This window comes from Aeromonas salmonicida subsp. salmonicida, assembly GCF_001643305.1.
GTDB lineage: Bacteria > Pseudomonadota > Gammaproteobacteria > Enterobacterales > Aeromonadaceae > Aeromonas > Aeromonas salmonicida.
In genome coordinates this window covers 1-18,240 of the sequence record NZ_LSGW01000104.1, presented here as the reverse complement: position 1 = coordinate 18,240, position 18,240 = coordinate 1, and the positions used below count along the sequence as shown (strand labels likewise).

Here is an 18,240-nt window from a genome sequence, read left to right as displayed (position 1 = left end):
TTCGGAACAGCTATTTAGGTAGCCCAATCCTGACAGGATTGTTCACTTCACATAATGAGGAATTGAATATGGTATTGGTAGGCCGTCCCGCACCTGATTTCACCGCTGCTGCCGTTCTGGGCAATGGCCAGATTGTTGACTCCTTCAACCTGGCGTCCCACATCAAAGGCAAAGCAGCCGTCCTGTTCTTCTATCCCCTCGATTTCACCTTCGTTTGTCCGTCCGAGCTGATTGCCTTCGATCACCGCTATGAAGAGTTCCAGAAGCGCGGTGTGGAAGTGATCGGTGTTTCCATCGATTCCCAGTTCTCCCACAACGCCTGGCGTAACACCAAGGTGGAAGATGGCGGTATCGGTCAGGTGAAATACCCGCTGATCGCCGACGTGAAGCACGAAATCTGCAAAGCCTATGACGTTGAGCACCCGGAAGCCGGTGTTGCCTTCCGTGGCTCCTTCCTGATCGACAGCCACGGCATGGTGCGTCATCAGGTGGTCAACGATCTGCCCCTTGGCCGCAACATCGACGAGATGTTGCGCATGGTCGATGCCCTGCAATTCCACGAAGAGCATGGCGAAGTGTGCCCGGCCCAGTGGGAGAAGGGTAAAAAAGGCATGACCGCTTCTGCTGATGGCGTTGCCAAGTACCTGTCCGAGAACGCTGCCTCCCTGTAATCGGGTCTGCGTACCGGATACCGAAAAACCGATGCCAAGGCATCGGTTTTTTTCTGCCTGCAGCCAGCCAAATCATGTAAAAGGCTGAATGCCAGCCATAAAAAAGCGCGCCTCAAGGCGCGCTTTTGCTATCCGGGTGGTAGGGGCTACTCGTCAAAGATACCGAAGTGATCCTTGGCGAAGCTGACCCTCTGCTCCACGTTCATCTTGACCTGACCCAGCTTCTCGATGGTTTTGAGATTGGGCACCAGGCCGCGACCATTGGCGATCTGGATGGCAAGGCCGGGACGGGCGTTGAGCTCCAGCAGCATGGGGCCGCGGAACTTGTCCAGCACCATGTCGGTGCCGATGTAACCCAGACCCGACATCTCGTAGCAGGAGGCCGCCAGCGTCAGCAAGGTATCCCAGTGAGGCACCTTGAGATCGTACAGATCGAGGCCGGTATCCGGGTGGTAGCGCAGCGGATTGCCAAACTGTACCGCCCGCAGCGCACGGCCGGTGCGCAGGCACAGGCCCACACCCACGGCGCCCTGGTGCAGGTTTGCCTTGCCGTCGGAGGCGGCGGTGGAGAGGCGCATCATGGCCATCACAGGGAAGCCCTTGAAGATGATCACCCGTGCATCGGGCACCCCTTCGAACGAGTAACCGTCGAACACATCATCAAAGTTGATGAGGCCTTCTACCAGTGCCACGTCAGGCTTGCCACCGAGGGAATAGAGCCCCGCCAGAATGTTGGAGACATGGCGCTCCAGATCCTGACCGGTAGACGCGCTGCCATTCGGTTTGAAGAAGAGACCATCTTCCTGACGGAGGATCACCAGGATCCCCTTGCCGCCGGAGCCACGGGCCGGCTTGATACAAAAGCCAGGCCAATCTTTTACCAGTTCGGTAATGCGGCCAACGTCATGCTGCTCGCGGATGGTGCCGATAAGCTCGGGCACTGTCACACCTGCATCCAGCGCGATGCGTTTGGTCTGCAGCTTGTCATCCACCAGCGGGTAGAGGCGACGCGGGTTGTAGCGGCTGATGTAGGAGTGGTTACGCTTGTTCATGCCGAGGATGCCTGCCTGAGACAGGCTCCACGGGCTGGTGTATTTTTCCCAGAACCACATCTGTTACTTGTCCTTACCCGGGGTGGCGCCAGACTTGATCTCGTTCACCAGCGGCTTGAAACGCTTGAGCTCGCTCAGCTTGTAGCCGGTGTAGTTACCCAGCAGCAGCACGGTCGCCATCAGCACCAGCTGCAGGCCGAGGAAGTTGAAGGTCAGATGACGGATCAGCTCGTTATCCATGGCCAGGTAGGCGATGACCGCCACCAGCAGGGAACCACCGCCCTGACGCACCACCTCTTTCGGACCCTCTTCTTCCCACAGAATGGACATCCGCTCTATGGTCCAGGAGAGGATGATCATCGGGAAGAAGGTGATCTTCATGCCGTCGGTCAGTCCCAGCTTGAAAGCGAAGGCGGAGAAGATACCGATCATCGAGATCACCATTATGATGATCGCCGATATTCGGGCCACCAGCAGCAGGTTGAGCCGCGACAGATAAGAGCGGATGACCAGACCCGTGCCGACGATCAGCAGGAAGCCGACCAGGCCGGTAACCAGCGAGGTCTGGATGAAGGCGACCGCGATCAGCACAGGCATGAAGGTGCCCGAGGTCTTGATACCGACGATAACCCGCAGGAACACCACCATCAGCACGCCGATGGGGATCAGCAGCAAGCCTTTGAACAGCGCCTGCTCTTCCAGCGGCAGACTGTGGATGGAGAAGTTCTGCATCTCGGACTTTTCGAACTTCTGCGCCAGCGCCACGTTGACAGGTTGTTCCTGCTCGATCATCGAGAAGGTTACCCGGGAGTTGTGGCCGCCGGTGACATCCAGCAGGGCGCCCGAGTTGTATTCCCACAGCAGCAGATTGGCAGGGCGACCCTGCTCACCGGTTTGCGGGTTGAACAGCTTGTAGTCGGTCGGGCTGTTGAATACCTGCAGGTAATCCACCAGCTCCTGGCGACGACGGCCGTCTTCCAGACTCAGTGCATGGACCACGCGCGCCGGGACGTCAGCGTTGCTCAGCAGCTCTGCAATCAGGCTGGCCCGGCTCTTGTGAGATTTCAGCAGCTCGGCGTTCTGCTCCTGCTTCTCTATTTCCTTGATGATCTCGCGGGTCAGGGTGTAACCGTCGGCGGAGCGCTCCTGGGCCCGTTCGGAGATCTGCTTCATGGCGGTGGCGTAAGGCTCGCTCTCGATCTGCTTCTCGATGACGGGAGGCTTTGCCAGGGCAGCCGGTTTGGCATGCTCGTCAGCCATCATGTCGACGCGGTAGTAGAGCTCCTGGCGGCCGGAGGCGGAACGGATAGACCACTCGGCGCGGGCATCCCCGTCCTTCTCGACAAATGACAGGCCGTAGCCCGGGCTCGCGGCGTTCTCGTTCATCAGGGTGAAACCGGGCTGGGTGCCAGGAATGGCCAGGGAGGCGATCACCGGCTCACCAGTGGCTTCAAATTCGAGCTTGGCCTCGATGGACCAGATCTGGCGTTTTTCACCCGGCGTCAGCGGTACATCCAACGCTATGTGGTGATAAAACGTCATCCCCAGGCCGACAATGAACAGCAGGGCGACCAGCAAATAGAACGGCTTACGGGAAACCATGGATTATTTCACATCCTTGAGCTTGGGTTTTGGTTGGATATATTCGCGGGCCACATCAACCACGGCGATGTCTTTCAAAAATTCGCGACCCAGCAACACGGGGAAGGTCATGTCGCTGCGATCTTTCAGGGTAAATTCGGCCTTCTCGGTCATGTCGCCGATCCGCACCGCCAGACGTACCACGGGACGACGGTCGAGATCGTCGGCAGACGCCTGACGCACCCGCACGTGGCGTACCAGCGGCGCTTCGATCTGGATCTTGTCGTCCATCTCCTGGTGGCTCAGGAAGAAGCGCACCCAGTTTTTGCCATTGCGCTCGAAGATGGTGATGTCCTGGGCGCTGATGGAGGAGGTGGTGGCACCGGTATCGACCCGCGCCTGGAAGGCGTCATTGGCGGCGTCAACCCAGATCCACTCGGCTTCACCCACCAGCAGTTTGCCGTCGACGGTATGGCCCTGGCTTGGTGCCTGGCATTTCTCGGTCGGGATCGCCATGGGTTTGGGCGGCTCGGGTGGCAAGGCTTCGAGCTTGCTATCGACTTTTTTCACAGACTCTTTCATGTTGTTGACATCAGTGTTGAGCTGAACCAGCAGATGCTGTTGCTGCACATACTGCTTCTGTTGCTGTTCCATGGATGTTTGCAGGCGTTGCTCGCTCAGATTGATCTCGGTGCGAAGCTCGGCCAGCGTCAAGGTTGGTACCGGGGGCGCTTTATCCACACTGACACACCCGCCGAGACTGAGCAGGGAGAGCAGGGTCATTCCTTTTAATTTGCTTTTCATGTCATTCATTTAACTGTGCTTCCTGGAATTGGGTCAGTGTAACTTCCGCTGGCGCCATCGGCTAGTCTTTGGCCTTTCTGGCAATCAGTACGGCACGTTTCGGCGCCGGGTGTCCTTCTACCGTGAGCGCGGGATCCGCAGGATCCAGATAATCGCTCAGGGATTCATTAATCATCCAGTCGGTACGACGCTGTTCGTCGGTGCTGGTCATATTCTCGTCTACGATCCGCACATCGGTAAATCCGCAGCGCTCCACCCAGAGTTTGAGGGCTGCGCTTGAGGGGATGAACCAGACGTTGCGCATCTTGCCGTAACGGTCGGTGGGCACCAGCACCTCATTGACGCCGCCGTCGACAACCAGGGTCTCCAGCACCAGCTCGCCATCGTCTTTCAGCTGGTTACGCAACTGTTCTATGTGCTCTATGGGGGACTTGCGGTGATAGAGCACCCCCATGGAGAAGACGGTGTCAAAGGCGCGCAGGTCAGGCAGCTCCTGAATGCCCAGCGGCAACAGGTGAGCGCGCTGATCGCCGCCGGTGAAGTGACGAATGGCCTCGAACTGGCACAAGAACAGCGGGCTCGGGTCTATGCCGACGGCCAGTTTGGCTCCTTCGCCGACCATACGCCAGAGGTGATAGCCGCTGCCGCAGCCCACATCCAGCACATAGCGGCCAGCCAGCGGGCTGATGTGGGGCAATACACGATCCCACTTCCAGTCGGAGCGCCACTCGGTATCGATGTGGATGCCGTGGACCGTGAAGGGCCCCTTGCGCCAGGGCATGAATTGGCGCAGCAGACTCTCGACTTTTTTGCGCTCCCCTTCACTCAAGCTCTGGCTATTGCCTATCTCGACGCCCCGTTGCAGCTCGATATGGCCGGGCGCTGTGGTGGGCAGCTTGTTGAGGGCGCGATTCCAGCGCGGCAGGTCCCCATGCAGGTTGTCGTGCTGCCAGGCATGCAGCTGAGCGGGCAGGGTATGCAACCAGTGGCTCAGCCGGTTCTTGGCGATCAGTTGATAAAAATTGGCAAAGTCGATCATGGCTTAGTTGGCGTCGCTGGATTTGATGGCAATCATGGAACCGAAGTTGAAACATTGGAACCAGAGATCCTGATGAACGAAGCCGGCGCTTTGCAGGCGGGATCTGTGGGTCTCCAGGCTGTCGGTACGCATCACGTTCTCTAGGGCGTTGCGTTTCTGGCTGATCTCCAGCTCGCTGTAGCCATTGGCGCGTTTGAAGTCCAGGTGCAGCTCGATGAGCAGATCGTTGACCGGTTCATCCTCGAAGCGGAACTTCTCGCTCAGGATCAGGATGCCGCCCGGACGCAGACCATCAAAGATGCGCTGGATAAGGGCCATCCGCTTTTCGGGGTCTACGAACTGCAGGGTGAAGTTGAGCACCACCACAGAGGCGTTTTCGATCGCTATGTCGCAGATGTCCGCCTCGACCAGCGCCACCGGCACCTCGGATTTGAAACCCGAAAGGTGGGCACGGGCGCGTTCTATCATGGGGTGAGAGAGATCCACCGCCGTGATGTGGCAACCCGGTTGAGTCAGGTGGCGACGCATGGCCTGGGTGGCTGCGCCGAGGGAGCAGCCAAGATCGTACAGACGGCTCTGTGGCTGGGCATAACGGGCAGCCATCATGCCGATGGCGGAGATGATGTTGCTGTAGCCCGGTACAGACCGCTGGATCATATCGGGGAAGACGTCGACGACCTGTTCGTCAAAGCAAAAGTCCCCCAATCGGGCGATAGGGGCAGCAAAAATTTGGTCTTTGGTATGCATGCTTGCGCAACCTGACAACCGGGGTGTAATCCGGCTGTATTGTTCAATTGAGTCGTTGGGTGATACCCATCAGAGTAGATATATCACCTGTTTACGAACGGGGTGACTGGCCTTGAGTTCCTTCGGGCCGTCCCAGTTCGTATGGGCCATGTTCCGGACCCTTTCTTGGGGCGCTAGTGTAGAGGATTGATGGGCATTTGTCTTGACGCCGAGCCCTGTCCGGCCACAAAAAAGTGGCTTTTTTTGCGCCTGATGAATGGCTGGTGCAGTGGCTGGCTAAAAGCGCAGCACGCCCTGGCGCGCGCGATCGTTTTCCCCCGGCCAGGGGGCCATCTCCTGTCCCAACAGGTGTGTTATCTGACGGGCCAGTTCGGGTGACTGGGCATTGTCGGCGGTATGTATAAAGAGGTAGAGATCCTGTCCCTCCGCCAGCCACTGACGCCAGTGGGGCAACCAGCTTGGCAGGAAGGGGTGATTGGCGGCCGGTTCCGGCAGACCGATGAGCCGCACCACGGGGGCGCTGGCGGTGGCCAGTAGGTGCACCGGCAGTCTGGGCTTCTTGCCCTGTGCATCTATCATGGCTGCCGTGGTTGCCGGCACAGAAAACAGTGGCCGGCTGTCGAGCATGATGCGGTTGATGCCTTTTTCCATCAGCATGCGGTTGAGGCTGCGCTCTGCTTCCCCTTTGGCGAAGAAATCGGGATGACGTACTTCGAGGGCATAGCGAAACGCTGTCGGCAGCCGATTGAAGAATTCGGCGAGGCGGGGAAGGCCGCTCGGGCCGAAGCGCGCGGGCAGCTGCAGCTTGAGCAGCCCCAGCTTGTCGTGCAGCGGGGTGAGCAGGCGAATGAAGTCGGTCACCTGCTTGTCTACGCTCACCAGATTGCTCTGGTGACTGATTTCTTTCGGAAACTTGAAGCTGAAACGAAAGTGTGCAGGCACCGCATCGGCCCAGCGCTGCACTGTGTCAGGGGTGGGCGAGGCGTAAAAGGTGGTGTTGCCTTCGACTGTGTTGAACACCCGGGCGTAGTGGGCGAGATGTTCGGCACACCCAATAATTGACCGGGCCAGGCCGGGTGCGACCATTGTGGCAGGCCCAAAAAGAGGCTCATGGCGGATCCTGTCTGCGGGTTTATCTCGGTTTATGCCCATTTTTTGCCTTGAGACGCAAAAAACAGGGCAAAGGAGGCTGCTGGCCATTTTACCCAAATGGGGGTTTTCCTCTATAATGCCAGCCCTTTTGTTTGCCAATTTGTTGTGACTCGCCCCGCTGTGCGCATATTGTGGCGACGGTAGCGGCCATGAATTGGCCAAACAACGATGCTTTCCGATGCCCTCTGACCGACTGCCCGGCCGCTTGCCAGCCGCCTCTGGTCGAGCCGATATCGGTGGCAGGTGTCCGATCCAGGGGGTCGGACGGTACGAGACAGATTTCAAACCGGGCAAGAACAAGACTCTGGCCAGTTGTGAGACGGACTGTGCTGCCAGTCGTGCCCGGCGGCTCAGGTTAACCGTCTCTCTACAATTTCGAAGGAAGAAGTCCATGCGCTCTATCTATTGCGGACAGGTCAATGAGGCCCATGCCGGGCAGACCATTACATTGTGCGGTTGGGTCCATCGTCGTCGCGACCTCGGCGGTCTGATCTTTATCGACATGCGTGACCGGGAAGGGATCGTGCAGGTGTTCTTCGATCCGGACAAGCCGGACGCCTTCGCCCTGGCCTCCGAACTGCGCGGCGAGTTCTGCATTCAGGTTTCAGGTGTGGTACGTACCCGTCCTGACTCCCAGCGCAACAGCGACATGGCCACAGGTGCCATCGAAGTGTTCGCCCATGAGCTCACCATCATCAACCGCGCCGAGCCGTTGCCGCTGGACTTCAATCAGGTCAACAGTGAAGAGCAGCGCCTCAAGTTCCGTTATCTGGATCTGCGTCGCCCCGAGATGGCCAAGTACCTGAAGACCCGTGCCAAGGCCAGCGCCTTCGTACGTCGCTTCATGGACGAGCACGGCTTCCTCGACATCGAAACCCCCATGCTGACCAAGGCCACCCCGGAAGGTGCCCGTGACTATCTGGTGCCGAGCCGGGTGCACAAGGGCAAGTTCTACGCCCTGCCGCAGTCCCCGCAGCTGTTCAAGCAGTTGCTGATGATGTCCGGCTTCGATCGCTACTACCAGATCGTCAAGTGCTTCCGTGACGAAGACCTGCGTGCCGACCGCCAGCCGGAATTCACCCAGATAGACGTGGAGACCTCCTTCATGACCGCGCCGCAAGTGCGCGAGCTGATGGAAGAGATGATCCGCAACCTGTGGCAACACGTGCTGGCCGTGGATCTGGGCGACTTCCCTGTTATGACCTTTGACGAGGCCATGCGCCGCTTCGGCTCCGACAAGCCGGACCTGCGTCTGCCGATGGAGCTGGTCGATGTGGCAGATCTGCTGACCGCCGTCGAGTTCGCCGTGTTCGCCGGCCCCGCCAACGACCCGAAAGGCCGTGTGGCTGCCCTGAAAGTGCCGGGCGGCGCCGAGCTGTCCCGCAAGCAGATCGACGAGTACACCAAGTTTGTCGGCATCTACGGTGCCAAGGGCCTGGCCTGGATGAAGGTCAACGAAGCGGCTAACGGTATTGAAGGCGTGCAGTCCCCGGTGGCCAAGTTCCTCTCCGATGAGATAGTGCGCGAAATCCTGGCCCGTACCGGTGCGGCCGACGGCGACATCATCTTCTTCGGTGCCGACAGCAAGAAAGTGGTGGCCGATGCCATCGGTGCCCTGCGTCTGAAAGTGGGCCGCGATCTGGGTCTAATGGAAAACAGCTGGAAGCCGCTGTGGGTCATCGACTTCCCCATGTTCGAGGAAGACAGCGAAGGCGGTCTGGCAGCCATGCACCACCCCTTCACCGCGCCGAGCAACCTGGGCCCGAGCGAGCTGAAAGCCAACCCGCTCAGCGCTTATGCCAACGCCTACGACATGGTCATCAACGGCTACGAAGTGGGTGGCGGCTCTGTCCGTATCCACAACAGCGAGATGCAGGCCACCGTATTCGACATCCTGGGTATCACACCTGCCGAGCAGCGCCTCAAGTTCGGCTTCCTGCTGGATGCGCTGAAGTACGGTACCCCGCCGCACGCCGGTCTGGCCTTCGGCCTGGATCGTCTGAGCATGCTGCTGACCGGTACCGACAACATCCGGGATGTTATTGCCTTCCCGAAAACCACGGCGGCCGCCTGTCTGATGACAGACGCCCCCAGCTTTGCCAACCAGGCGCAGATGAGCGAACTGGCGATTGCGACGACCGTCAAGGGTGATGAATAAGCCGGCATCCGGCACAGTCCCGGCCGCGCCCAGCGCGGCCTACCCGGTCACTTTGTGTTATTGAAATCTAAAAAATATAACGGAGAGTCTCTATGGCAGGTCACAGTAAATGGGCCAACATCAAACACCGCAAGGCAGCTCAGGATGCCAAGCGCGGCAAGATCTTCACCAAGCTGATCCGTGAAATCACTACCTCGGCTCGTATCGGCGATCCGGATCCTGCCAACAATCCGCGCCTGCGTGCGGCGGTGACGGCAGCCCTGACCAGCAACATGACCCGCGAAACCATCAACCGCGCCATCGCGCGTGGGGCCGGTGGTGGCGACGGCGAGCAGCTCGAGACCATCGTCTACGAAGGTTACGGCCCGGCCGGTTCTGCCGTCATGGTGGAGTGCCTGACCGACAACCGCAACCGTACCGTTGCCGAAGTACGTCATGCCTTCAGCAAGAGCGGCGGCAACCTGGGGACCGATGGCTCGGTCGCCTACCTGTTCAGCAAGAAAGGGCTGCTGACCTTCGTCGGTGTCGACGAAGATGCCCTGATGGATGCGGCCCTGGAAGCGGGCGCCGATGACGTTGTGACCGAGGAGGATGGCTCCATCGAGGTGTACACCACCCCGAACGACTTCGGTACCGTGCTGGATGCGCTGGAAGCCGCCGGCTTCAAGGCCCAGAACGCCGAAGTGACCATGATCCCTTCCACCGAAGCCGAGCTGGATGCGGAAACCGCACCCAAGCTGATGCGTCTCATCGACATGCTGGAAGATCTGGACGACGTGCAGGAGGTGTACCACAACGGCTCCATCTCTGACGAAGTCGCCGCTACCCTCTGATCGCCAGAGTGCACACGCGAGGAGATGGCATCACAACGGTGCCATCTTCCTCCGACGACGTCGCCGCGACCCTCTTATCGTCAGGGTGCACACGCGAGGAGGTGGCATAACAACGGTGCCATCTTCCTCCGACGAAGTGGCTACGACCCTCTGATCGTATGCTGAGCACATATTAAAAACGGCAGCCTTCAGGCTGCCGTTTTTGTCTCTTGTTCTCTTCCCGCCAAGGGACTCGCTCCCCTTAAGTCTCCCTTAAGTTTGGCTTTTTAAGCTGCCTGCAGTATCCGGGCCTCCTGCCCATTATCGCTATCGCCTTCAAACAGCGTCGCGCGGTAAGCGAGATGCCAACAACGGGAGTGCCCATGCCGGGCCCCCAGTCCTGCCTGATTTGTCGGAGTATCGTTATGCGCATCACCCTGGGCGTGATGAAGGTGAATCTGTTGCTGGTGCTGCTGTTTGCACTGGTGTTCAACTGGCCCATCTTCCTGCACTTTTACCGCATTCTCACTCAGCTGGATCACGTCAAGGCGGGCTTTGTCCTCTCTATCCCCCTGGTGTTGCTGGCTGCACTCAATGCGGTATTTCTGCCCTTTACCTTCCGCTATCTGCTCAAGCCCTTCTTCGTGCTGCTGATCCTGCTGGGCTCTGTGGTCAGCTACGCCATGCTCAAATATGGCGTCATCTTCGACAGGGACATGGTACAGAACATGGTTGCGACCAATACGGGGGAGGTGAGCGCCTACCTTAATGGCTCGGTCGCGCTCTGGTTTCTGCTGACCGGTGTGCTGCCGGCGCTGGCCTTGTTGTGGGTGAAAATTGAATATCCCAGCCCCTGGTATAGAGGCCTTGGCCTGCGATTTGGCTCAATCTCCCTGTCACTGCTGTTTCTGGTGGGGGTGGCTGCGCTCTATTATCAGGATTACGCCTCGGTCGGGCGCAACAACAAGTCTCTTGGCAAGGAGATAGTGCCAGCCAACTATGTACACGGCTTCTATCGCTATGCCAGAGATATACTGTTTGCCACCCCCATTCCTTATCAGCCGCTGGGGACGGACGCCAGGGTGGTGGGGCAGGGGAACAAGCCGACCCTGATGTTCCTGGTGGTGGGGGAGACGGCGCGTAGCCAGAATTACTCCCTCAACGGCTATCGCAAGCAGACCAACAGTTTCACCGAGCAGGAAGCGGGAGTCATCTCCTTCAAGGACGTGCGCTCCTGCGGTACGGCCACGGCTGTCTCCGTGCCCTGCATGTTCTCCAATCTCACCCGGCGTGGGTATGACGACACCCTGGCCCAGTCCCGGGACGGCATGCTGGATGTGCTGCAACACGCAGGTGTCTCTGTGCTCTGGAAGGAGAACGATGGCGGCTGCAAGGGGGGGTGCAAGAACGTGCCCACAATAGATATCGAGGCCAAGGCCTTCCCGCAGTATTGCCAGCAGGGTTCATGCTACGACGAGGTGATGCTGGAAGGGCTGGATCGACAGATTGCCGACATGAAGGGCAAGCAGGGCAACAAGCTGGTGGCTTTTCATCTGATGGGCAGCCATGGTCCGACCTACTATCGCCGTTATCCCGCGTCCGAGCGTTTCTTCGTGCCGGACTGCCCGCGCAGTGACATCGAGAATTGCAGCAACGAAGAGCTGGTCAATACCTATGACAACACCATTCGCTATACCGACAAGGTGGTGGCGCAACTGATAGAGAAGCTCAAGTCACTGCAAACGGATTACAACGTGGGGTTGGTCTATCTCTCCGACCATGGCGAATCCCTCGGTGCCATGGGGCTCTATCTGCACGGCACTCCCTACCAGTTTGCGCCGGATGATCAGACCCGGGTGCCGCTGCTGACCTGGTTTTCTCCGCAGTTGCAGGCGGATCGCCAGCTGAACATGGGGTGTCTGCAACAGGAGGCGAGCAGCAAGCGCTTCTCCCATGACAACCTGTTCCACTCAATGCTGGGGATCATGGATGTGCAGACCAGCGTCTATGACGGTGCGTTGGACTTGTTCAAGCCCTGCCGGGCGGGGTGAGACGTTCACTTAAAAAACATGTTATATGGCAAGTTAAAGATGTGTTGTTGTCATTTGAATAACTAGGGATAGACCTAGAGTCTTCTTCTTACACATAAAAAATCCGAAACCAAATAAATAGGTTTCGGATTTTTTCATATCAGTAAATCAGTTTGCTTTTTAACTCAGAGTTATAAATATGCGACAGATGGATTATCTATCGTTGCACAACTGATAGTTCAAAATTTCATTTAGTTGTTAATAACCACGTTTCGACCTGCACGCAGGCCGGAGGCAGTACGCACAACTACCTTTCCTGAGACGCTCGGCGCATTCGCTGCGTCATAGGCTTGCCAGCTGCCGCCATCAATGGAGTACTGGATGGTCAGACCTGGGAACGGGCTGTTGGCCTCCCAGCCTGCTTTATGCCAGGCCCGCTCGGCGAGGGCAAAGACCCGTGGGAAGAGCATCTCTTCGAACTGGTTGTCGGTGCGCACGGTTTCGGCCCAGAGCGAACCCTGCATCCCCAGCACGTTGGCCGGTTGCTCCAGAGTCTTGGTGGTGGCGCCATCGACCACCTCAGCCTTGGTGATCGGCTTGCCGGCACGGGTGTAATCGGCGTTGGCAAACAGATCGTCCGGCATGAAACCGAAGGTCTTTCGGGTATCGGTAAAGCGCGGGGCCCAATAGTAGCCACGCTCGGCCGGATCCGGCTCGTTCGGATGGTCGAAGTAGAGGTGACTAGCCTGGTTGTAGATGACACCATAACCGGCGTTAGCCAGCTTATAGGCGCGATCGGCCACACCCCATTCCCAGATATTCTGCCAGGCATTGCCGCTTACCAGTGCGTTGGCTAGGTTGCTGCGCGGATAGACCTTGTTGTCATGCATCAAGCCATCTTCCCAGCCTCCCATATTGAGGCCGTGGGCAGAGGTAATACCTGAGACTCGCTCGACAAAATACTGACTGAGCTGGGACGGATCCTTGATCCCTTGGCTGTTGTTGGCAAAGAACGCCTGGCAGGCCGGCGACTGCTTCCAGGCGCCAGCGACTTCATCCCCACCGAAGTGGAAGGTCTTGAGCGGCTGGATACCCTGATACAGGGCCACCAACTCACCCACGACGGTGTCGATGAAGCGGTAGGTAGACTCCATACAGACGTTCATGGCGTTGTCCTTGAACATCTGTACCGAGGTGTAGTCGGTACGGTCATCCGGATCGGAGAGACGATACTCGGCGGCTTGCTGTGGCTGACCGGCTTCGTTCAAACGGGCACTGCGCGCATCCATCGCCTTGATGGCGGCGTGAGCGTGGCCAGGCATGTCGATCTCGGGGATAACCTCGATATTGAGCGCCTTGGCGTGACTCAGGATCTCGCGGTAATCGTCGGCACTGTAGAAACCGTCAGACTGTGCGGTGCCGTTCGGACCGGCACCCAGGAAGGGCAGAATACAGGTGCGCTCGGCCGGATCGTGGCAACGACGAGCACCAACGTCGGTCAGCTCCGGCAAGGCGAGCACGGCCTGTTTGCTACGGAAGTTACGCGAAGCGTCGAGAGAGAGGCCACGATAGGCAAAGCGCGGGGCGTCGGCGATGGTCAACGCAGGCACGACGCGCTGTTGCTCCAGTTGCAGCAGCGACTGTGCGGCATAGAGGGCGCCGGCTGCATCTGCGGCCGTGATCTGGATGGTTTGGCTCTTGCTGTCAACCTTGAGGCGATAGGCCTCTTCCCACTTGGCCTGCCCGTCTATCTGCACCTGTCCCCAACCCATGCGAATCACCTTGCTGGTGTTGGGTGACCAACTCTGCGCTGGCAGACCAAGGTTGGCCGCCAACCAGCGAGCCTGCTCCTCATAGCCGTTATCAAACACGACAACCCAGTCCGCACCTAGGGTGACATTGCCGGTGGCCAGCTGCAGCTCGGCGGGGGTTGGCACGACGCCGACCGGATGAGCCTGTACGGACAGATCGGCGTTACGGGCATAGCGCTCGGCGGCTGTGAACGGATTCCAGCGGTCGATATTGCTCGGGCCGTTATAGCGTTTCCACTGTTTGGGCGTGCTGAAATCACCCACAAACGGCAGCTCGGCCGAGGGCTCCGTCGGGACCACGCCGTTATGGGTATTACTGGTGCTGGCAAGCAGCGCTGTGATGGGGTTGCCCTTGGCATCTTGTGCGGCGAAGTACCAGTTGGGCATCACGTCACTCTTGGCAACCTGCCAGTTTCCACCATCGAAGGCGATCTCGAACGACTGGCCGGCGGGCACCCCCCGGAATTGAGCCGTTGGCTCCAGTTTGAAGATGTCGCCGTTGACATGGGTGACCTTGAATTGGTCGGTGTAGAGCTTGCTCACGTCACGAATATGGCTGAACCAGAGGCTCCAGCCCGTTGCCGGCAGAGGCTGGGCGGTGTTATTTCGCAGGGTGATACTCGCCCTGAAGCTGTTGCCATCTGTCAGGGTGTTATCGATGACTTGATACTTGAGGTCGACTCCCTGACCCATCCCGTCCAACTGGGATTGGGTCATGGCCATGGCGGCCGGAGCTGTCAGGGCCATGGCGAGCGCCATGCTGACCAGAGAACGTCTTACACGCATTGTTACCGTCCTTTTTGGTTGTTAATTTTCTTGGCGAAGCAAGGGTAGCGCTGTGAGGGTGTTTTTTATACACAAAAAGGGTGTCGCACGGAGCGTTTTGTATGTTTTGTGATGGCGATCCCTTTTGAGTCTCTTTTTTGATGGGGATGGAAAGGAGTCAGCATCTAGCACGGAAAAGTTTAATTTATTGTTTTTAATATGTTTTTGCTAATGAGCTTCATCCCAGCCCAAAAATGAAAAGGCTCCAATCGGGGGGCGATCCGCTCCTCATGCCAATGTTGAACTCCAGTCACATTAGTAAAAATCATAATTTGCCTTGAGAATAAAGTGGGGGTATATGTATTAGCTGGATTCAATGAGGGCCTCATGATGATTGGAGAAAAAGCGCTTGATGCCGTGAGCGATGATATAAAGGAAAATATATCATTGACTCTTATGGAGTCAGACATATTCACACATCAGTTTTTGAATAAAGGAAGCCCTATTTATAATTTGGGTTTTAGAAGTGTATTGACAGGTGATGTTGATGTTGACTTATTAGTCAAGGCCTATGTGAATACCGTAAGGTCATATAAAACACTATGCTTTGGATTTAACGTGGATGATAGTCATCCATATAAGAATAGAGCTGAATTATTACAACCTATTTTTGATATAAGGCCTGGTTGGCCAGATAAAGATGAATGGATAGAGTGGTTGAGAGAACCATTCGATTTGACAACGCCGCCATTATTACGATGTATCTTCTCACCGGTGAACGACTCCGAATGTCATCTTTATTTTTCTTTTCATCATTTGGCATTCGATGGCGCCGGATTTCAACGTTTCTACACGGATTTCATTCGTCATTATTGTCATGGCTTGTCAAGTGATGGCTATCATATCCCTAGTCTTGATGAGCATTTCCTAGATGAAATATCCAATGACTTGGAATACATGGGGAGTCATCGTTGGGAGAAAGACAGGTTATATTGGCAGCAGCGTTTGACTGATGGCAGAAAGTCTATAATCCCGCTAGCTGAAGCCGACGGGGATATGACCTATAGAATAGAAGAATTGATGTCTGACAATGTCTGGCATGGTATAGAGAAATTTGCCAAGACCCTGTGCTGTTCGCCACACTATGTTGTGTTGTTGGCTATTGAACTCTGTTGTCATGCATATGGGAACAAGTCCGTGACAATGGGATTACCGACACATAGGAGATCTCATGGCGTCACCACATTTTGTGGGTTGACGACAGGGGTCTCTCCCTTGGTCATAGATCTTGATGTAACTTTGTCGATGTCTGAGTCGATAAAGAACCTATCGAGTTGCATTAAACGAGACTATAGACACTTACGATTCCCGATAAGTGAAATAAAGAGAATCATGGCTAGCCGGGATGCTCATCGCCCAGTTTATGATATAATGTTTTCATATGAGCCCTTGGATTTTGATTTAAAAAATAATGTCGTTGATAATCAGATATCAGCGCTGTGCCACCATGCGGAAATGACACCAATATGTATTTATCTTCGTCATTATCATCATGCAGAATCGCCGATATTAGATTGTCAGTTTAATCCTGGCTATTTTACGTTTAAGGATGGCGTCTTATGGGTTGATAGATTGATCAGCATTATAAAAAAATGTTGTTCGCTCCAGACCTACCATTGAAAGAAGTTTGTCTTTTAACAGATGATGAAAAATCACTTTATCGTACGATCAATGATAACTATAAACCAAAATCCTCTTCCTTGATTAGCAACATTTATCATTACTCAATAACCAACCCATCCAAAATGGCTATCATTACTGAAGACGGTGATTGCCACACATATAATGAATTGTGGTGCTTGGTATTAGAACGGGTAGGTGTGTTTAATCAGCTGGGAGTTAAATATGGAGATAGCATCGTTCTGGCATTGCCAAGAGGTATCGAGTTCATAGTCAACCTGCTGGCGGCTAACTATCTTGGGGCAACGTATGTACCGATACAAGAAAACATTCCCTCGGTCAGGTTGTATGCATTGCTGAAAAAAGTTAATGCAAATATGCTGGTGTCTGATCGTAAGTTAGACTTAGCTCCGGAGTTATCAATAAATGTATATACGCCTTCAGATCTGTGTTCAATCAATCCTGAACAGGTCAGTTTAAAAAAGATTGGCATTGAGAAAGAAAATTATATCGCTTATGTATTGTTTACATCCGGTTCGACTGGTGAACCCAAGGGGGTACTGATTAACTCAGCAGCGAGAGAAAACTTCCTTGAAGGTTGTTGTAATACGGTTTCATTAAACAGGGAATCTACTGTTATTGCAGCCACGGCACCTACGTTTGATATATCTGTACTTGAATTGCTCGGTCCACTTTATGTCGGTGGAAGTTGTGTTATTGCTAATGAAATAACTAAGCGTCAAGGGCATCTTCTGGCAGCACTGATAGCCAAGTATAACGTAACACATGTTCAAGGGACTCCTACAACCTGGAAGCTATTATTACAAGCCGGATGGACACCGCCAAATAAAATTACGGCCTTGGTTGGAGGGGAGCCATTGCCTCAAGATGTAGCCCTTTCATTAAGTAATCGATGTGGTTTGGTATTTAATATGTATGGTCCAACGGAAGCAACCGTGTGGGTGATGGCTAAGCCTGTGGCTGGTGAGGAGGCTGTTGAATCGATTGGCAATCTTCTTCAAAACTGTGAAGCATATGTTCTCGATAGTGATCTGCGTATCCTTCCACCGGGAGTCGAGGGTGAACTCGCATTGGCTGGTTGCTGCTTGTCAGATGGTTATTGTGGTGCCACTGAATTAACCGCGTCCAGGTTTCCATATCATTCTATGGGGAAACGTATTTACCTTACCGGTGATCGAGTAAAACTTAATACAGACAGTCAATTTAAATTCATTGGACGAACCGACAACCAAATAAAACGTCGTGGGTTTAGAATTGAGTTAGGAGATATTGGATCCAGTTGTACGATGCATCCCATGGTGCAACATGTCGCTGCAGTGCTAGCAGTGGATAATGAAGGTGAAGAGAAAAAGATAGTATTGCTATATCAAGGGGATATATCAGAAGCGCAGTTTATGACTTGGATCCAGGAACAGCTCACTGACTATATGTATCCAGATTTCTTACAAATGTGTAATTCATGGCCAGTTAATGGAAGTGATAAAACCGATCGAAAAAGGTTGACGGGGTTGATTGATCTGACTCTGGCGAAGCCTTGGGGTTGTATCGATATTGAGAGCCATGTCCCTTCGTCGGAGAGTGTTGATCTAAATAACTGATCCTAATAGTGCTACACCTTCGCTGTGCCATAGCCATTCCCGGGGAAAGGAGACACGGTATCCATGAAGTATTTCACTCGAGCCAGCAGGTTGGCCATCCCTCTGCATTGATGATTGCGCGTGATGGTTTCATGTAACTTGTGCCACAGCCGTTCGATGTGATTAACCCAAGGACTGTAAACTGGCTGGAATACCAGGCAGAACTTGGGGTTCTTCTTCAACCATCGCTCGGTCTGTTTGCTTTTGTGAATGATGTAGTTATCGAGGATCAGCGTGATGGTTTTGGCTCGTCGGTAGTGGTGGCGCAGCTTTTCCAGCA

General features: G+C 55.4%; 13 protein-coding genes and 1 pseudogene. 6 read left to right on the top strand and 8 right to left on the bottom strand.

The genetic code is table 11. The features are described 5' to 3' along the window. Nucleotides 1–68: 68 nt before the first annotated feature. Nucleotides 69–671, top strand: a complete 603-nt coding sequence (locus tag AXW79_RS20000) for a peroxiredoxin C (protein ID WP_005313082.1) — start codon at nt 69–71, stop codon at nt 669–671. Nucleotides 672–817: 146 nt separating this feature from the next. Here AXW79_RS20000 and AXW79_RS19995 read toward each other — a convergent pair whose 3' ends face one another. The 6 genes and pseudogenes from AXW79_RS19995 to AXW79_RS19970 all read right to left on the bottom strand — a co-directional run bounded on the left by AXW79_RS19995 (nt 818) and on the right by AXW79_RS19970 (nt 7,006). Next, nucleotides 818–1,783, bottom strand: a complete 966-nt coding sequence (locus tag AXW79_RS19995; protein WP_005313085.1) for an alpha-L-glutamate ligase-like protein — start codon at nt 1,781–1,783, stop codon at nt 818–820. A 3-nt stretch (nt 1,784–1,786) separates the two neighbouring features. Beyond that, nucleotides 1,787–3,325, bottom strand: coding sequence for an inactive transglutaminase family protein (locus AXW79_RS19990; RefSeq protein WP_005313088.1), 1,539 nt, complete (start codon nt 3,323–3,325; stop codon nt 1,787–1,789). A 3-nt stretch (nt 3,326–3,328) separates the two neighbouring features. Further along, the gene (locus AXW79_RS19985) at nt 3,329–4,117 is read right to left on the bottom strand and encodes an ATP-dependent zinc protease family protein (protein WP_034283210.1); all 789 of its coding nucleotides are present in this window, start codon (nt 4,115–4,117) and stop codon (nt 3,329–3,331) included. Nucleotides 4,118–4,169: 52 nt separating this feature from the next. After that, nucleotides 4,170–5,147 (bottom strand): tRNA 5-methoxyuridine(34)/uridine 5-oxyacetic acid(34) synthase CmoB, encoded by a 978-nt coding sequence (gene cmoB, locus AXW79_RS19980; RefSeq protein WP_005313094.1) that lies wholly within the window; start codon nt 5,145–5,147, stop codon nt 4,170–4,172. A 3-nt stretch (nt 5,148–5,150) separates the two neighbouring features. Further along, on the bottom strand, nt 5,151–5,894 hold the full coding sequence (cmoA, locus tag AXW79_RS19975) for a carboxy-S-adenosyl-L-methionine synthase CmoA (protein WP_005313097.1): 744 nt from the start codon (nt 5,892–5,894) through the stop codon (nt 5,151–5,153). A gap of 276 nt (nt 5,895–6,170) precedes the next feature. Beyond that, a pseudogene (locus AXW79_RS19970) lies at nt 6,171–7,006 on the bottom strand (DUF72 domain-containing protein). Nucleotides 7,007–7,437: 431 nt separating this feature from the next. Here AXW79_RS19970 and aspS point away from each other — a divergent pair. The 3 genes from aspS (at nt 7,438) to AXW79_RS19955 (ending at nt 12,067) form a co-directional block, all read left to right on the top strand. Continuing rightward, complete coding sequence (aspS, locus tag AXW79_RS19965; RefSeq protein WP_005313102.1) at nt 7,438–9,204, top strand: aspartate--tRNA ligase; 1,767 nt, start codon at nt 7,438–7,440, stop codon at nt 9,202–9,204. Nucleotides 9,205–9,296: 92 nt separating this feature from the next. Beyond that, nucleotides 9,297–10,037, top strand: a complete 741-nt coding sequence (locus tag AXW79_RS19960; protein ID WP_005313105.1) for a YebC/PmpR family DNA-binding transcriptional regulator — start codon at nt 9,297–9,299, stop codon at nt 10,035–10,037. A 404-nt stretch (nt 10,038–10,441) separates the two neighbouring features. After that, a complete protein-coding gene (locus AXW79_RS19955; RefSeq protein WP_005313107.1) occupies nt 10,442–12,067 on the top strand; it encodes a phosphoethanolamine transferase in 1,626 nt (541 codons plus the stop codon). 230 nt (nt 12,068–12,297) lie between these two features. Here the strand turns inward: AXW79_RS19955 and AXW79_RS19950 are convergent, their stop codons facing one another. Beyond that, nucleotides 12,298–14,643, bottom strand: a complete 2,346-nt coding sequence (locus tag AXW79_RS19950) for a family 20 glycosylhydrolase (RefSeq protein ID WP_005313109.1) — start codon at nt 14,641–14,643, stop codon at nt 12,298–12,300. A gap of 366 nt (nt 14,644–15,009) precedes the next feature. Here AXW79_RS19950 and AXW79_RS22555 point away from each other — a divergent pair, with 366 nt between their 5' ends. Further along, nucleotides 15,010–16,302 (top strand): condensation domain-containing protein, encoded by a 1,293-nt coding sequence (locus tag AXW79_RS22555; protein WP_073531803.1) that lies wholly within the window; start codon nt 15,010–15,012, stop codon nt 16,300–16,302. Continuing rightward, a complete protein-coding gene (locus AXW79_RS22550; RefSeq protein ID WP_080561585.1) occupies nt 16,275–17,921 on the top strand; it encodes an AMP-binding protein in 1,647 nt (548 codons plus the stop codon). Before AXW79_RS22555 ends, AXW79_RS22550 begins: the two co-directional genes overlap by 28 nt. Before the next feature lie 11 nt (nt 17,922–17,932). On the opposite strand, the gene AXW79_RS19940 is transcribed toward AXW79_RS22550, so the two are convergent. Continuing rightward, on the bottom strand, nt 17,933–18,240 hold a 308-nt coding region (locus AXW79_RS19940), incomplete at its 5' end, for a transposase (RefSeq protein WP_211271106.1).

What these genes read in the sequence shown, in the direction of transcription:
- AXW79_RS20000 (WP_005313082.1), top strand. Translation starts at nt 69, where the DNA reads ATGGTATTGGTAGGCCGTCCCGCACCTGATTTCACCGCTGCTGCCGTT.
- AXW79_RS19995 (WP_005313085.1), bottom strand. Translation starts at nt 1,783, where the DNA reads ATGTGGTTCTGGGAAAAATACACCAGCCCGTGGAGCCTGTCTCAGGCA.
- AXW79_RS19990 (WP_005313088.1), bottom strand. Translation starts at nt 3,325, where the DNA reads ATGGTTTCCCGTAAGCCGTTCTATTTGCTGGTCGCCCTGCTGTTCATT.
- AXW79_RS19985 (WP_034283210.1), bottom strand. Translation starts at nt 4,117, where the DNA reads ATGAATGACATGAAAAGCAAATTAAAAGGAATGACCCTGCTCTCCCTG.
- cmoB (WP_005313094.1), bottom strand. Translation starts at nt 5,147, where the DNA reads ATGATCGACTTTGCCAATTTTTATCAACTGATCGCCAAGAACCGGCTG.
- cmoA (WP_005313097.1), bottom strand. Translation starts at nt 5,894, where the DNA reads ATGCATACCAAAGACCAAATTTTTGCTGCCCCTATCGCCCGATTGGGG.
- aspS (WP_005313102.1), top strand. Translation starts at nt 7,438, where the DNA reads ATGCGCTCTATCTATTGCGGACAGGTCAATGAGGCCCATGCCGGGCAG.
- AXW79_RS19960 (WP_005313105.1), top strand. Translation starts at nt 9,297, where the DNA reads ATGGCAGGTCACAGTAAATGGGCCAACATCAAACACCGCAAGGCAGCT.
- AXW79_RS19955 (WP_005313107.1), top strand. Translation starts at nt 10,442, where the DNA reads ATGCGCATCACCCTGGGCGTGATGAAGGTGAATCTGTTGCTGGTGCTG.
- AXW79_RS19950 (WP_005313109.1), bottom strand. Translation starts at nt 14,643, where the DNA reads ATGCGTGTAAGACGTTCTCTGGTCAGCATGGCGCTCGCCATGGCCCTG.
- AXW79_RS22555 (WP_073531803.1), top strand. Translation starts at nt 15,010, where the DNA reads ATGATGATTGGAGAAAAAGCGCTTGATGCCGTGAGCGATGATATAAAG.
- AXW79_RS22550 (WP_080561585.1), top strand. Translation starts at nt 16,275, where the DNA reads ATGTTGTTCGCTCCAGACCTACCATTGAAAGAAGTTTGTCTTTTAACA.